Below are 16207 nucleotides of genomic sequence, written 5' to 3'. Positions count from 1 at the left end.
TTGCCCGTGAGACTTAACCATACAACACCCAAGGTGTTTGGGACGTTACGCACAAGCGAGCGACTTTACCGAATCGAATATGGTAGCCTGACATTGATGTCAGGTGAGATAGTGAATTCAACAGAGTGGCTTTTACTTAAAAAAGCAGTCAGTTTTTACATGTTGTGACAGTTTATGTCTGGCGGCCATAGCGGTGTGGCACCACCTGAATCCATTCCGAACTCAGAAGTGAAACACACCAGCGCCGATGGTAGTGTGGGGTTTCCCCATGCGAGAGTAGGTCACCGCCAGACTACAAATAAATAACCCCAGCCAAACCGGCTGGGGTTTTTTTATGTCCGCCCGCTCGATCGCCTGTCCATATCCCGCTTTATGCCCAATCTGCCCCGGGGTTTAACTGCCGACCACCTCATCTGATGCACAAAAATAAGGCTACGACCAAAGTCCAATTCCCCTTGTTAACAATTGCACTTACATTTGTTAGCGACCAAAAACAATAATGTTGAACAACTGGAGGGAACGTTATGGCATTCGAAAGTGAATCCCATGCCAAAGCGTATTGGAAAGAAAACCTCAGCTTGATGCTCAAGCTGCTAATTGTATGGTTTGTCGTTTCCTATGGCTTTGGAATTATATTGGTGGACGTGCTTAACGAAATCACTTTCTTCGGCTTCAAGCTGGGATTCTGGTTTGCACAGCAAGGCTCCATTCTGACTTTCATCGTGCTCATCTTCATTTATGTGAGGGGCATGGCCGCGTTAGATAACAAATACAATGTACACGAGGACTAAGGCGCTATGGATATTCAAACGCTCACCTTTATAATCGTCGGCCTGACTTTCGCGCTATACATAGGTATTGCGATTTGGTCACGTGCCGGCTCAACTAATGACTTTTATGTAGCAAGTGGCGGTGTCAACCCGGTAATGAACGGGATGGCAACGGCCGCTGACTGGATGTCAGCTGCTTCTTTTATCTCAATGGCGGGTATCGTAGCCTTCGCAGGTTATGATGGCTCTGTTTACCTAATGGGGTGGACTGGTGGTTATGTTTTATTAGCTATGTGTCTTGCTCCTTATTTGCGCAAGTTTGGCAAATTTACTGTGCCTGACTTCATCGGGGACCGCTATTACTCCCAGACTGCACGTACTATTGCAGTTATTTGTGCCATCTTGATCTGCTTTACTTACATTGCAGGGCAAATGCGAGGTGTTGGTGTAGTATTCTCCCGCTTCCTGGAAGTCGACATCGCAACCGGCGTTATCATTGGTGCGATAATCGTATTCTTTTATACCGTATTGGGTGGTATGAAAGGCATAACCTATACTCAGGTAGCACAATATATTGTATTGATGTTTGCTTACATAGTGCCCGCTGTATTCTTGTCTTTAATGATGACCGGTCACGTATTGCCGCAAACTGGTTTTGGCGCCACAATAGCCGACGGAGTTCCAGGTTCGGGACAGTACTTACTTGAACGATTGGATGGGCTCTCGACAGAGTTAGGTTTTGCCGAATACACTGAAGGTGTGCGTAGTAAAGTTGATGTGTTCTTCATTACTGCAGCATTGATGGTAGGTACCGCTGGTTTACCTCACGTTATCGTACGTTTCTTTACTGTACCGAAAGTACGTGATGCACGCCGTTCAGCTTTCTGGGCGCTGACGTTCATCTCAGTAGTTTACTTAACGGCTCCGACTATTGCTTCGTTTGCTAAAGTGAACATTTTCAACACAATTAACGGCCCAGACCTACAAGGTGTTGAATACGATAATGCGCCAAGCTGGATTAAAAACTGGGAAAAAACCGGCCTAATCACGTGGGAAGACAACAACAACGACGGCAAAATGTTCTATTCAGGTGATGAACGCAATGAAATGACGATAGACCGTGACATCATGGTACTGGCTAACCCTGAAATTGGTCAGTTGCCAGCATGGGTTGTCGCATTGGTTGCCGCAGGTGGTGTTGCCGCTGCACTTTCTACGTCAGCAGGTCTTCTACTGGTTATATCAACCTCCGTTTCGCACGACTTACTGAAGCGAAATTTGGCGCCGAATATCACAGATAAACAAGAGTTGTTCTACGCCAGGGTTGCAGCTGCGACTGCAATTATTATCTCAGTTTACTTCGGTATATACCCGCCCGGCTTCGTGGCGCAGGTGGTCGCTTTTGCCTTCGGCTTAGCCGCAGCAAGCTTCTTCCCTGCGATAATCATGGGTGTATTCCATAAGCGTATGAACAGCACAGGTGCGATAGCTGGTATGGTTGTCGGTATACTATTTACCTTCTGCTACATCGTATACTTCAAGTTTGTCGCTCCGGAACTGAATAACCAGGACAATTGGTTGTTCGGAATTTCACCTGAGGGTATTGGTACCTTAGGTATGATCATCAACTTTGTTGTTGCAGTTGTCGTGCATAAGTTTACTGGTGATGCTCCGGAAGAAATTCAGGAACTGGTTGAGTCCATACGGTATCCAAAAGGGTCCGGTGAAGCTCAGTCTCATTAACAAAAAGTAATAGAATTGAAGCCCAGCCCCGCGCTGGGCTTTTTATTGACTAACTTAAGTCAATACACAAAACTGAAATCAGCTTCTCTATAAATTAGGATTAGCCATGGAAGTTAATTCATTTCTAAAAGACTGTCCTCCTTTTGACTCGCTAGCGGAAGAGCAAAGAAGCTGGGCTGTATCGCAGATGCAGTCCGTTTATATGAATGACCAGAACTGCAACGATATATTAAAAGATATGAGGCCGGCTTTGTTCATCGTACGCTCAGGCGCTTTTGATTTAAGAGGCTCCGACGGGCGACTGATAGAGCGTTTGGAAAGCGGCGATTTGTTCGGCTATCCGTCTTTACTATCAGGCCGCGAAGTGGTTAATAAACTAAAGGCGATAGAAGACGGTATTGTTTATGTGTTGCCACAGTCGGCGTTTGATCGGCTTCGCAATGTGTCAAAACCTTTTGAACAGTACTTTATAAGAGCTCATGGCCAACGTTTATTAACAGAACAAAAAAGTGACGACGGCACCGATAATGACTGGAGTGAGCAGACGGTTGGTAGTGTTGTGTCCATGCCTCCGGTTAGCTTATCCAGCAGCACATCTGTGCAAGAAGCGGCTAAGCTAATGGCTAGCCATGGTATATCATCTGTTTTGGTCGTTGATGATACTCAGTTGGTCGGCATTTTAACGGACAGAGACTTAAGAAACCGGGTAGTGGCTGAGGGCTTACCGCTGGATGTACGTGTTTCTGCCGTAATGACACAACTGCCAGAATCGGTTTACGAAAATCGCTCGTTAATGGATGCTTTGACTACCATGACCTCCAGCAATGTGCATCACCTGCCAGTAGTGAATGATCAAAACCAACCCGTAGGGATGGTAACGGCAACAGACTTAATTCGTCAGCAACGTAGCGATCCTGTCTTTCTTATTAGCGCTATTCGTAAGGCAAGTAGTAAATCTCAATTAATAGAAGAAGCTCAAAAACTTCCCGAGTATCTGCAGACTTTTGCCAGTCGCGTAAAGCAAACATCTGTCTTAGGCCGGCTCATGGCATCGGTTACTGACGGCATGACCCGTCAGCTGATACAGTTGTATGAACAAGAAAACGGTGCTGCACCAGCCGCTTATAGTTGGTTAGCATTTGGCTCTCAGGGCAGGGAAGACCAAACCTTAAGCTCAGATCAGGACAACGGTCTTTTGCTTAGCAATGGTTTGTCCGATAAGCAAAAGAACTGGTTTGCCGGTTTAGGAGATTACGTCTGCGAAGGGCTAAATGAGTGTGGTATCCCATCTTGCCCAGGAAATATTATGGCATCCAACCCCGAGTGTCGGGGAACCATAGACCAATGGAAGGAACGCTTCCGTGGCTGGATTGAAAGCCCCACACCTAAAGCATTAATGTATTGTCAGATATTTTTTGACAGCAGGCCGGTTGTTGGCCCGGGTAAATTTTATCAAGAATACCGCGAGCAGATTGCGAGCTTAGCGAAGAACGAGATGTTCCTGGGTAATCTCGCTATTCTGGTTAACCGCATAGCTGTACCTTTGGGCTTGTTTAACCGCTTACGCACAGAGGACACAGATGACGGCGATACGATAGATATTAAACGTTACGGCATTGCTTTGATTAATGACATAGCACGTATTTACTCACTGCAGGCCGGAATTACGTCGCCAGGCACAGCTGCACGTTTAAACGCACTAAAAGACAGCCGGTTGTTAAACCAGCGGGATAACCAGTCACTGTTGGAAGCCTGGGAATTTTTAACTCAACTTAGGTTGAACCATCAGTTAAAAGTATGGGGCAGCAACAAACCAAAGAATGCCATAGACCCTGATGAACTGAGTACGCTTTCAAGACGTCAGTTAAAAACCGCGTTTAAAATTATAAAAGAAGCGCAACAAGGCGTTGGTCTGAAGTTTAGCCGGCAAGGGTACTAACTATGTCTCAATGGCTGCAAAAATTGGCTCATTGGTACGACAGGCGACAGAAGTTAAAACAGCCGTGGCAAAGCCTGCGATATGTAGCACTCGACATTGAGAGCACCGGACTGGATCCGAAAAAACATCAAATTTTATCGATTGCCTGGATGAGCATTCATCCGCCTGTGATGCACCTGGGTAATGCCCAGTATCATGTTTTCGCTCACGGACAGGAGCTTGAACTTGGCCAGAGCCCGACCATTCATGGTTTAACCAAGCAGGATTTCTTGCACAGTTCGGAACCCAAGCAAACTTTCGCCATGTTAAGCCGTGCTTTGAATGATGCAGTGTTAGTTTGTCACCATAAAGGTATGGACTGGCGTTTCTTGAAACATATAGAAGCGCAGCACGGTATACCCTTTAATCCCCTGGCTATTTTCGACACCTTAGCATTCGAAAAACATAAGCTTGAACGCAACCCTCATCAACCTATTCACGGCGGCCAGCTCACTCTTAGTGCCTGTCGTAAACGCTACAACTTACCTGATTATCATGCCCATCATGCACTGACTGATACCGTTGCCTGCGCTGAGCTTTTTTTGGCTCAGTGCTACGAGTTTAGCGTGTCTAAATCTCCTTTAAATTTGTTAATAAAAAGTATTGGTTAATTCATTAAAATCAATATTTTACAATCAGTAAACATATGTAGTTTGAACTGATACATAAGTTATTTTTTTTAATAAAAAAGATGCTTTAATAGTCGTTTAGGTTAATTATTGAGCGGTCAGTTCCGGCGCTATAAGAAAAGACCTAAGTGCCTATTGAAATGAACTCCTTACAGCGTTAAAAGGTTGTTACCGAAAACGGGTGGTCGAACAATTAGTAGTCAGACTACCATCGGTTTCAGGTTGCTTTCGCCAATCAAGCAACTCAAAAATAATGTTCCAGGGAGTAATATCAATGAATAATAAACTGTTTCGCCGCAGCATTACTGCGGTTGCAGTTGCGTCCACGCTGTCATTTCCAGCACTAGCTCAGGACAATACTGCAGATCAAAATAATATCGAAAAAATTGAAGTAACAGGTTCTCGTTTGAGCCGTACCAGTATGGAAACTCCGGTACCAGTTACCACTATTGGTCGCGAAGACATTGTTCAGACAGGTGCAATTAACGTTGCTCAAGTATTGAATATGTCGCCTGTCGCTATCGCCGGTTCTGACCAGTCTAACTCAGCGTTTAGTACTACTACCGTAGGCTTAAACACGACAGAACTAAGAAACTTGGGCGCAGCACGTACCTTAGTTTTGCTGAATGGTAAACGTTTCGTATCAGGTGTTGATCCGTCAACAGGCTACGCTGTCGATTTAAACGCCATTCCGACCGCAATGATTGAACGGATCGAGATTCTTAAAAGCGCGTCATCAGCGGTTTATGGTTCCGACGCAGTTGCTGGTGTTGTTAACATTATCACCCGTAAAGACTTTGACGGTGTAGAAATTAACGCTCAGGCTGGTATTTCTGGCGAGCATGACCGTCAGACTCAAAATTTGAATCTTACCACTGGTAAGAACTGGGACGACGGTAACGCCTGGTTGTCTTTCGGTATTGACAATGATGAAGGGCTTAGATCGACTGCGCGGGAATTCTCTGCGGTAGACCGTGCGGTTCTGCTCGATGAGAACGGTAATGAATATGTTGGTGAAGTATTTTCGTCGTTCCCTCCTCAAGGGCGGATTACCACTGAAAACAATAGCTATGATGGTGACGGAACTCCGTATTCGGGTGGCTTCAATCGTGCATCAGCGCGTCAGTTGGTAACGCCATTAGAGCGTCGCTACGTGGCAGCTGAAATTCGTCAGAATTTGACGAGTGATCTTAATGTATTTGGTTCTGTTCACTGGAACTCGGCTGAAACTCAGGGTTCGACTATGGAACCGACACCTTTTAACATTGGTGAAGATCTATGGATGAACCACCGTGTCGAGCAACCAATCGATGGTTTAAGTGTTTACTCTCCGTTAGTTCCTGATTTGCTACGTCAAAACTTATTAGCGGAAGGCGTCGACAATTTAAATCAAACTAAGTTTGTCCGTCGTATGAGCGAGTTCGGTGTGCGCTCTACCGACGTGACACGCGACACCTTGCGTCTTGCTACCGGTTTCACTTATAACATTAACTACAATTGGACCTGGGACAGCTACATGACCTGGGGACGCACCAACCAAGAACAATTAAACGGTGGCCAAGTTAATACTGATCGTGCTCGTTTAGCATTGGATGTCATTGAAGACGAAAATGGCAACCTGGTCTGCGCGAGCCCTATTGCGCGTATGCAAGGGTGCGTGCCGCTGAATCTGTTTGGTGAAAACACCGTATCTCAAGAGGCCGTTAATTACGTTTCAACTCCGGCGAAAGCTACCGGCACGGCTGAGCAATTCGTTGTGCAGAGCGTTATTTCTGGTGACTTGCCTGTTGAGCTGGCTGGTGGTTTCGTCGGTGTAGCCGGTGGTTTGGAGTACCGCGAAGAAAAAGGCACCTATAGCCCAGGCGATTTAGCACAAACCGGGGCATCAAGTACCAATAGGTCAGAACCAACTGACGGCAGTTATAATACAAAAGACATTTTCGTAGAAACCCGTCTGCCAGTTTTGATGAACTTGTCTTTTGATTTGGCAGCCCGTTATTCAAAGCACTCAGTGACAGGTTCAGCAACTACCTGGAACATCGGTACAGAATATGAGCCGTTCGATGGTTTTAAACTGCGCGCTTCAGCAGCGACCGCTATCCGTACCCCTAATATTTCTGACTTGTATTCAGGCGCTGGTGAAACTTTCACTACCATAACGGATCCTTGTCTCGATGTAACTGCAACGACTCCAGGTGATATTGCACAAAACTGTCGTTCTATCGCTTCGGTAAATAACCGTATTCAGGCTGACGGCGTGTTTGATCTGACACAGGCTGAAATACAGGGTACCGGTGGTATGGTCGGCGGTAACCCGAATGTACAGGAAGAGACAGCTGATACTTACAGTCTAGGCGCAATTTGGCAGATTAACGATTCTTTATCAGCGACTGTAGACTACTACGATATTACGGTTGAAGATGCAATTGCGATTACTGGGCGTTCTACAGTATTGCAACGTTGTTATTCGGTGTCTCCTGAAAACTTTGACGCCACTTGTAACGAACAGGTATTCCGCAGTTCAGACGGCGTTTTGGTTGATGTAGACAGCAGTTCGTCAAATGAGAACATCATCAGCACTTCAGGTGTTGACCTTGAGCTGAACTACAATACGTCAATTGCAGATGGTCAGTTCTCCGCCGACCTTATCTGGAACTACACCGACGAGTACAACATTGAATCAATTTACGACGGTAGTGTTGAAACTTATGAAGGTGAAGTAACCATGCCGAACCATCGTGCTAACTTGAACTTGGGTTATGCTCTTGGTGATGTGTCATTCTCGTGGAGAATGCGTTACTGGGATAGTTCAAAAGACTCAATGAACGGCTATAACTACAACTTTACCAACAACGCTCCGTTAGAAGAGTTTAATAATGTTGGTTCAGTAACTTATCATGACATCTCTGCTCGTTACTTTATGAGCGAGAACTACGAATTCACAGTAGGCGTACGTAACGCATTTGATAAGCAGCCTCCTATCTTGCCACAAGGTACAGTTAGCGGTGGCACGGGTATTAACACCGCGTCAGAAGCTTATGACGCGACCGGCCGTTACTACTTTGCTGGTGTAACCGTTACCTTTTAAAAGAGCTTAATTATCTTGCAAAGCCAACTGATGGTGACATCAGTTGGCTTTTTTTATGGGCGACTACAAGCTGACATTGCCTTGTTGGCATAGTATGCTGCTGCAAAGTATCTGTACATAATAAAAATTGGAGTATCCATGACAACAACAAAAAATCCGTGGAGTGACTATTGGCAAAAAGGTGCAAAAGCCAGCTTTTTAGATGATAAAGCCCGCTTGCAAGCCTACCAAATGCGCAAGTTCTGGTTTGAGCGTATGGACGAAAATGAGCTTAAACAACCAATTGTGGACGTAGGTACTGGTAACGGCATTGTCGTTCAATGGCTAACGGAATATTCGCAAGAAAAAGGAAAAAAGCTCGATGTGCTGGGAATAGATTCAGCAGAGCTCAAGCCTTTTAATACTACGCTGAAGCTACACGCCGAAACGCCTTACGAAACCTTTAAGCTGCCATCGAATAAAAAAGCGGGCGCCTTTGTTTCTCACTTCGGCCTCGAATACGGTGATATGCAAATCGGGCTTGAAAATTTGCATTTGCAACTTAAGCGTGGCGGCAATATTATTGCTTTAGTGCATTCGTCCGATTCAAACATTTATAAAAACAGCAAAGCACTATTTGAGTTTATCCCTTCTGTACTAAAGCTGTTGAAGAAATCGGTAACACCGCTTCAGGAAGCCTTGTTAAAACATGGCTCCAATAATTTGCCAAAATCTGCGCTGAGGGAGCAACACAACCTCAACCAATTCGCCAGAAAGTATGAGCGATACGGTGCTTTTCAGGCTATGAACTTTGTTCCGGCAACAAAGCACGCATTGCAAGCCGCGGCACAGGGGAATTCTGATGAGTCACACCGCGTGCTGTCGGGTTATATTAACGCGATAAATGAACACAAAGCCCGGTTGGTTAGCTTGCTAAGAGCAACTGAACAATTAGGAGATACAGCTAACACTACAGAACTTTTTGAAAGCATTGGTTTCAAAAATGTAACTATACAGACCGTCGCTTTCCCTGAAACTGGTGTTGTTGGTAGTTGCGTTCAGTGTAGTAAATAGATGAAAAGAGGCCGGCTCGGCTATGCTCTCAGCTATATCTTCAATTCAATCAACAAAATAACAACCAAAATTTTACAAGTGGTTAACTCCCTGCTACGGTGGTATAAGCTTCTGCTATAAAGAAGCGGCATAATAAAAACGTTCCAGGGAGTTTTTCATGAAAAATACATTTTTTAAACGTACTTTAACTGCAGCAGCAGTGGCGGCCGCTATGGGATTAGCTGCCCCCGCTATTGCCCAGCAGCAGTCAAGTATATTGGGGGAAGTTGTTGCACAAAATGTGCAAGGACTAACAGTGGTTGCAAAAAACCCTGAAACAGGGTTTACACGCGAAATTCAAGTCACTGAAGGCGAATTTCGTTTTCCTGCTATGCCAACCGGCACTTACGAACTATCCGTAATGCGCGGTAGTGAAGAGGTAGCGAAACAAACGGTACGTGTTGCTTTAGGTTCAAATGCAACGCCAACTATTCGTGTAGGTGATTCAATTGAAACTATTCAGGTAAGTGGAAGCCGGATTTCAAATGTTGACGTTACCACTACCGATTCAGGTCTTGTTGTAAGTGAAGTCGAATTTGATAAATTGCCTGTAGGTCGTGACTTAACATCAGTCGCTTTACTGGCTCCAGGCACAGTAAAAGGTGACACAGGCTTTGGTGACGGTGCGTCATTTGGCGGTGCCTCAGTAGCTGAGAACTCCTGCTATATCAACGGGCTTGAAGTTACCGATACTCGTCGAGGTTTAGGTTGCGGTTCGGTGCCTTTCGAATTTTATAAAGAGTTTCAAGTCAAAACCGGCGGTATGTCGCCTAAATATGGTCGCTCCACAGGTGGTGTAATTAACGCTGTCACTAAAAGCGGTACCAATATGTGGGAGTTCGCTGCGGTTTCATATTTTGAACCTGCAGGTTTGCAAGAAGAAGGTTCCGTTTCTCGAGGATCCGGCGGTACAGGCGACGTATTCCGCGATAATAGCATTAATGAAAACGACGAATATAGTATATCTTTGAGTGCCTCTGGACCAATTATTGAGGATAAACTATTTATCTATGCGTTGGTTAATCCTCGTTCTGAAGAATCTCAATTTGCTACTGAATCTGGAGACAGCCAATATCAAGCGGACAGCTTCTTCAATGAAAGTGAATCTAGCGGCGGAGATAACTTATTTTGGGGAGCTAAAATTGATTGGGATATTAATTCAGACCATCGTCTAAGTTATTTTGGTTACTCCAATGAAAGCACCGAAGAAAGGGATACATTTCCATATAACCCTAACACTGGAGTTATCGGTGAGAGTATAGGTAGCCGAACTTTTGAGAATGGTGGAACGGCACACAGTTTAAGTTATACAGGCTATTGGACCGATAATTTGACTGTAAGCGCAATGGCGGGAGAGATAGAGTCTCAATATGGCTCTCAAGCTTCTAATACTGAATGCTCTACTGTTGTTGATAATCGCGAAGTTGAAAATCCGGCCACGCCCTGTGGGCCTGGAGGCTCTCTTGGTGAAAATTTCGATAAAAATACTCAGTACCGCTTAGACCTTGAGTATTATTGGGGCGACCACACTATTCGTGCTGGTTATGATTACCAAGAGCGAGATTCAACTAATACGACTAGACCTATTGGCGGTCACAGTTGGACATATGAGACATATGCGAGTGGTGCTGGTGTTCAAGGTGATACTGGGCAACTTTGGGAGAATACGTCTGGTGAACCAGTTGACGTTGTCAATGATCGGATTTTCCAAGGTGGTGGTAGCTTTAGTTCTGAATTATCTGCTTACTACATCGAAGATGAATGGCGTCTAACGGATAAAATGATTTTAAATATTGGGTTCCGTAAAGATGAATTTGAAGGCCGCAGCATCGAAGATGAAGTTCTTTACTCGTTTGATACTGATTGGGCTCCTCGTTTAGGTGTTAGTTGGGATGTATTTGGTACAGGTGAGACTAAGCTATACGCTACTTGGGGTAAATACTATTTACCGGTACCTAATAATACAATTTATCGTGCAGCATCGGGTATAAGTGATACTACTACTTATTATTACTTTGATAGTATTGATGAAGCTAGTGGTGTACCGCAAGGGCTTGAACCAGTTAATGGTACAGCGGAAAATAGTCGTATCACGAGTTCTGTTCCTATAGCTCCGACTAAACCCGTTTATCAGGCGCAAGAGGCGGATCCATTTGCACGTGAAGAAATAATACTCGGTTTCGAACAGTCCTTAAGTGATGACCTTGCATTCTCACTTCGCGGTACTTATCGTGAGGTCACCAGTGCTCTTGATGACTATTGTGGGGTTTATGCATATCCTTATTGCATTCTGATTAACCCTGGTGAGGACTCTAGTTGGTATAAAGACGGTTATTATTGGGATGGTTCGTCTTTAGATAGAAGCAAACTTGGTCTGCAAGATGGCCAGCCGGACGAAGGTTCATTGACCACTCATCCAAATGCTACGACTATTCAAATGCCTGAAGCTAACAATGAGTACCTGGCACTACAAAGTGAATTTAAATATCGTACTGACGACTTCCGTATGAACTTTATTTATACTTGGTCTCGTAGTACCGGTAACTTTGAAGGGGCTGTTAAGTCAGATATAGACCAGGCTGACCCAGGTGTAACACAGGACTTTGATTTCCCTGCACTTATGGATGGTGCCCAAGGTTATCAAGCTAACGACCGTCGTCACGTTCTGAAGTTGTTTGGTAGTTATGACTTGGATGAAAATTGGACCGTTGGTTTCAATAGCTCATTGTCAAGTGGTCGCCCGTTGTCAGCGTTTGGTAAGGGATACCCGAATAAAAACGCTAATATCTTTGGTGGCTATGGTGATACGTTCTATATAGCGGATTGCGTCGATGATGATTGTACATATGATCGAATTCCGCGTGGAACAGTAGGGCGGACGTCATGGACATTCAATATTGATGCGTCAGTTGCCTATAACTTCACTGTGTCCGGTGTCGATATGAAAGCATCACTTGATGTGTTCAATGTATTGAACACTCAGGAGCCAACTTCGTTAAATGAGCACTATGAAGTAACTGAAGGCAATCGCAATCAATTTTACGGAGCGGCATATTCTTGGCAGACTCCGCGCTACGTGAGATTAGGATTTGAAGCTCGCTTCTAAAGATCTGCATAAAGTAACCAAGGTAACTTGGCTGTAAACCGAAAGCCGCAGTTGGAATAACCAACTGCGGCTTTTTATATTGAGGAGTGTAAGTTCTTTCTTAACTTTGTATTTCTGTTGGTTTTCGCTGAGCGAGTTTACTTAAAGCCTAGCTCGTTGAGTAAGTTAGAATTTCTTGTTCGAAAACTAGAATTCCATTAAGCCCTTTCGAAAAAGAAACAAAATACTCACTAAAAGTTTACAAACTTTTAACTTCCTGATAAATTCACAACAGCTTCTATAAAAGAAGCGGCATAATAAAAACGTTCCAGGGAGTTTTTACTCATGAAAAATATGACATTTCGTAAGAGCTTAACGGCGGCAGCAGTTGCTGCGTCTTTAGGTTTTCCTGCATTAGCAATTGCGCAAGACGCGCAAACAGACGTAAATGCGGAAGAAGAAGTAGAGCGCATCCAGGTTACTGGTTCGCGTATCAGCCGCACAGATATGGAAACATCTTCACCAGTTTCTGTTTTTGACTCTGAAGATATTTTGAACAGTGGTGTTGGAACTGTTTCTGAATTTTTGCGTTATACGACAGTTTCTGGCCCAGGTGGTAATACTGAGTCGGCTAGCTTGACACAGGTCGCAGGTTCTGGCTCTGTCGATGCTAAAGGCTTTGGTTCGTCATACACATTAGTGTTACTAAATGGTCGTCGTCTTCCCGTTAACGCTATTGCGTCAGACTTTGTCGATTTAAACCAAATTCCTTTGGCTGCAGTCGAGCGTATCGAGTATCTAGGTGACGGAGCATCTGCCATTTATGGTTCTGATGCTGTTGCTGGTGTAGTAAACGTAATTACTAAAAAAGATTTCCAAGGTGCTGACTTTAATGTTTCATACGGAGCAGGCACTGAGCATGGAGACGGCGATGAAGTAAATGCTCAACTTGTGGTTGGCACTCAATCTGCTGATACATCAATTTTATTTGCTCTTGATTATTGGGAACGTCGCCCGATTAAAGCGAGTGATAGAGAAATTGGAAGTACCGCTTATTTACCAAACGTGCCGAATGGGGATGGTCGTTCTCCTTATGGTTTGCCTGGTTGGTATGAAGTTTATAGAGATAATAATGGCGACTTTTTATTCGATCAACCGGATGAATATTACAACTTATTTGCTGATGAAGCTTGTCCTGAAAGGGATATAGTTGGAGGCAGTGGAGGAGACGAATACTGTTATTATGATTTTGCTCCCCTATATCAAATTCAGCCGGCCAGTGATAGACAGTCGATCTATACAACAATTAACCATAAGTTAACTGCAGATCTTAATGCCTATGGTGAGTTCAGATATTCTCGCGCTTACACGAAAACTTCGAACGCACCAGCGCCTGGCTTTATAAATGTTGCTGGTAGCCCATACGCTCTTGACTTCTTACAGAATAACCTGCCTCAAGAAGCGTTAGATACTCTGCTTACTACTAATGGAGCCGGAGATACGGTAATCAGAGATGACGTAGCTTTCGGTATGGGACGCCGCTGGGTTGATTTTCCTAATCGTCAGAAAGACAATACTAATACTACCTTTTCAGGGATCGTTGGCTTAAACGGTTATTGGGGCTCTTATGACTGGGATTTCCACGTAGGCCATACTAAACTGGTAAACCGCCAGATAGGTGCTGGTGGGCAGCTTTTACTAGCAGGTGTTGAAGGAGCTATAGCTGACGGAGGAATAAATCCTTTCGAATTCAATGATTTCTCGGATCGTGAAGGTCAAGAGTTATTGAACTCCCTTCAAGCATCAACTCATCGAACCGGTGAGTCAACGCAAAGCTTTGCGGGTTTCACCATAGGTGGCGTTACAGGGGTGGAACTTCCTGGTGGTAATCTAGGGTTCGCGGCTGGCGTAGATTGGCGACGTGAATCGTTCACCGACCGCTCTGACCCAGCGACTTCCGATGGCCAAGTAATCGGTGGCGCGGGTTCAAATGGTGAAGGCGCGCGTAGCGTGAATGCTTTTTACACTGAGGTTGCCGCTCCATTATTTGATGGATTCGAGCTTAAAGGTGCATTACGTCGAGATCGAATTGATTGGACGGGTGGTGATGCCTCTAAAACAACCTATCAGCTTGGTGCGACATATAATATCAATGAAAGTTATATGGTGCGTGCGTCATATGGTACCGGCTTCAAAGCTCCAGACCTTCACCAACTATTTCTGGGACAGTCTTTCGGTGTAACTGAAGCTGTAGACTTCACTTATTGTGAAAATGTTGGAATTCCTGCCGATGAGTGTCCTAGCCGTCAGCTGAATAGTCGTAGCGGTGGTAATACCGAGCTTGAGCCGGAAGAGTCCAAAAGTTGGAACGTCGGATTGGTCGCTCAACCATTTGAAAACTTTGATTTGACTGTCGATTATTGGTCACTTGAAGTGGAAAATATTGTTGGTACTCTTGGTATTCAAGAAATTATTAACAATGAAGAACAGTATCCTGAATTGGTCAATCGAGTTAATGGGCGTTTATTCGGTGTTGGTGATGAAGCATATATTCTTACAAACTTACAGAACTTAACCGAAGAGTCGGCTAAAGGTGTAAGTATTGATATGAATTACCTTCAAGAATTTGGTGACTTTGGAGTCATCAATTGGGGACTACGTGCTGATACACAGCTTGAGCATTTGCGTCAATCCTCAGCAACACAACCATTGTGTGACGATATAGGAACGACCAGCGAACCAGAGTGGAAGGCAAATCTTTCTGCTGATTGGCAGAATGGAGCGCATAGTGCTGGTGCGCACGTCCGCTACTTAGGAACAACAGACGACTATGTCGGCGGCCGAGTATCTGGCTCATGTGGATTCCAAAATGATGCGATTCCAGTAGATTCATATACTGAACTTGACGTTTATTACGGCTTCCAATTTGCAGAAAATCAAAGCATAAAAGTTGGTTTACGTAACCTTACAGATGAGAATCCTCCAATTTCAACTCTTGGTGGTTGGCCATTTTATGACCAAGGTCTGTATAGCAATATCGGACGTTTCATGTACGCGCGCTATAGCGTTCAGTTCTAGAATGTTGGGTTAATTACAATAAGGAAAAGGCACCCAAGAGGTGCCTTTTTAATATTTATGATAAAACCTCTTAATAAATTTATGCCACCTATAGCTGTCCTTCAGGTGCCAAGTTCCGAAAATTTAAATGAAACACTTAAGCGGAGTTTAAATGAACTAAAATCTGAGGGGTATAGTAGAGATAAATTTCCTACCGATGATGGTGATGTTTTTGTAAGTCAATTTGATTTATTTAAACAGTCTAGGAAAGACGGTATCTCGGAGCTTAGCGCGATATTTAAGCAGGTAGCACAAGAAGTAACGGCTTACTTTTGTGGTTTATCAAAGAGTGAATCATTAAGCCTTAATTACTCCTTCGAAAGCTGGTTTCACTTTTCTTACTATGGTAGTAGTAAAAGTGTTCACTCACATGGTGAATATAGTTGGGCAATGGTTTACTACGTTGATACTGGAGATATTATTGATAATAAAAAAAATAGTGGAAAAATAAGGCTCTACAATCCTAATAAGCCAGCATCAGTAATACCTGACTTTGTTAATGAGCATCTTCAGGGGGCATATAGTTCCTCAAACATTACCTTGAGTCCGAGAAATGGCACGTTGATAGTGTTTCCCGGCTATTTGGAGCACGAAGTTTTAACTTATTGGGGCGAGTCACCTCGGGTTATGGTGGCAGCTAACTGCAAGGTCACTTGAAATGTAATTATGTGATGGGTGAACACATGTCGTAAATTTAGTTTGTCA

The 16207-nt window shown here is 44.2% G+C and carries 9 protein-coding genes and 1 rRNA gene; all 10 read left to right on the top strand.

Translation table 11 applies throughout. The features are described from left to right. The first annotated feature begins 177 nt into the window (after positions 1 to 177). The 10 genes from rrf to NJR55_RS10280 all read left to right on the top strand — a co-directional run bounded on the left by rrf (position 178) and on the right by NJR55_RS10280 (position 16159). Positions 178 to 293: ribosomal RNA gene (rrf, locus tag NJR55_RS10325) — 5S ribosomal RNA — on the top strand. Positions 294 to 524: 231 nt separating this feature from the next. After that, a complete protein-coding gene (locus NJR55_RS10320) occupies positions 525 to 791 on the top strand; it encodes a DUF4212 domain-containing protein (protein ID WP_011234430.1) in 267 nt (88 codons plus the stop codon). 6 nt (positions 792 to 797) lie between these two features. Next, positions 798 to 2513: a sodium:solute symporter family protein gene (locus NJR55_RS10315; RefSeq protein WP_253619855.1), complete on the top strand. Its 1716-nt coding sequence runs from the start codon at positions 798 to 800 to the stop codon at positions 2511 to 2513. A 106-nt stretch (positions 2514 to 2619) separates the two neighbouring features. After that, positions 2620 to 4452, top strand: a complete 1833-nt coding sequence (locus tag NJR55_RS10310; protein ID WP_253619854.1) for a DUF294 nucleotidyltransferase-like domain-containing protein — start codon at positions 2620 to 2622, stop codon at positions 4450 to 4452. 2 nt (positions 4453 to 4454) lie between these two features. Further along, on the top strand, positions 4455 to 5102 hold the full coding sequence (locus NJR55_RS10305) for a 3'-5' exonuclease (protein ID WP_253619853.1): 648 nt from the start codon (positions 4455 to 4457) through the stop codon (positions 5100 to 5102). Positions 5103 to 5394: 292 nt separating this feature from the next. Continuing rightward, positions 5395 to 8208 carry a TonB-dependent receptor plug domain-containing protein gene (locus NJR55_RS10300; RefSeq protein ID WP_253619852.1) on the top strand — a complete coding sequence of 938 codons (2814 nt, stop codon included), beginning with the start codon at positions 5395 to 5397 and terminating at the stop codon, positions 8206 to 8208. A 138-nt stretch (positions 8209 to 8346) separates the two neighbouring features. After that, positions 8347 to 9261: an SAM-dependent methyltransferase gene (locus tag NJR55_RS10295; protein WP_253619851.1), complete on the top strand. Its 915-nt coding sequence runs from the start codon at positions 8347 to 8349 to the stop codon at positions 9259 to 9261. 157 nt (positions 9262 to 9418) lie between these two features. Next, on the top strand, positions 9419 to 12406 hold the full coding sequence (locus NJR55_RS10290; protein ID WP_253619850.1) for a TonB-dependent receptor: 2988 nt from the start codon (positions 9419 to 9421) through the stop codon (positions 12404 to 12406). Positions 12407 to 12730: 324 nt separating this feature from the next. Next, a complete protein-coding gene (locus tag NJR55_RS10285) occupies positions 12731 to 15463 on the top strand; it encodes a TonB-dependent receptor plug domain-containing protein (RefSeq protein WP_253619849.1) in 2733 nt (910 codons plus the stop codon). A gap of 57 nt (positions 15464 to 15520) precedes the next feature. Further along, entirely contained in the window at positions 15521 to 16159 is a 639-nt protein-coding gene (locus tag NJR55_RS10280) for a putative 2OG-Fe(II) oxygenase (protein ID WP_253619848.1), read from the top strand. Positions 16160 to 16207 lie beyond the last annotated feature (48 nt).

The sequence above is a fragment of the Idiomarina rhizosphaerae genome (assembly GCF_024159085.1).
Lineage (GTDB): Bacteria > Pseudomonadota > Gammaproteobacteria > Enterobacterales > Alteromonadaceae > Idiomarina > Idiomarina rhizosphaerae.
The sequence above is the reverse complement of the archived record's forward strand: the minus strand, read 5'-3'. Positions and strand labels throughout refer to the sequence as shown.

What these genes read in the sequence shown, in the direction of transcription:
- NJR55_RS10320 (WP_011234430.1), top strand. Translation starts at nt 525, where the DNA reads ATGGCATTCGAAAGTGAATCCCATGCCAAAGCGTATTGGAAAGAAAAC.
- NJR55_RS10315 (WP_253619855.1), top strand. Translation starts at nt 798, where the DNA reads ATGGATATTCAAACGCTCACCTTTATAATCGTCGGCCTGACTTTCGCG.
- NJR55_RS10310 (WP_253619854.1), top strand. Translation starts at nt 2,620, where the DNA reads ATGGAAGTTAATTCATTTCTAAAAGACTGTCCTCCTTTTGACTCGCTA.
- NJR55_RS10305 (WP_253619853.1), top strand. Translation starts at nt 4,455, where the DNA reads ATGTCTCAATGGCTGCAAAAATTGGCTCATTGGTACGACAGGCGACAG.
- NJR55_RS10300 (WP_253619852.1), top strand. Translation starts at nt 5,395, where the DNA reads ATGAATAATAAACTGTTTCGCCGCAGCATTACTGCGGTTGCAGTTGCG.
- NJR55_RS10295 (WP_253619851.1), top strand. Translation starts at nt 8,347, where the DNA reads ATGACAACAACAAAAAATCCGTGGAGTGACTATTGGCAAAAAGGTGCA.
- NJR55_RS10290 (WP_253619850.1), top strand. Translation starts at nt 9,419, where the DNA reads ATGAAAAATACATTTTTTAAACGTACTTTAACTGCAGCAGCAGTGGCG.
- NJR55_RS10285 (WP_253619849.1), top strand. Translation starts at nt 12,731, where the DNA reads ATGAAAAATATGACATTTCGTAAGAGCTTAACGGCGGCAGCAGTTGCT.
- NJR55_RS10280 (WP_253619848.1), top strand. Translation starts at nt 15,521, where the DNA reads ATGATAAAACCTCTTAATAAATTTATGCCACCTATAGCTGTCCTTCAG.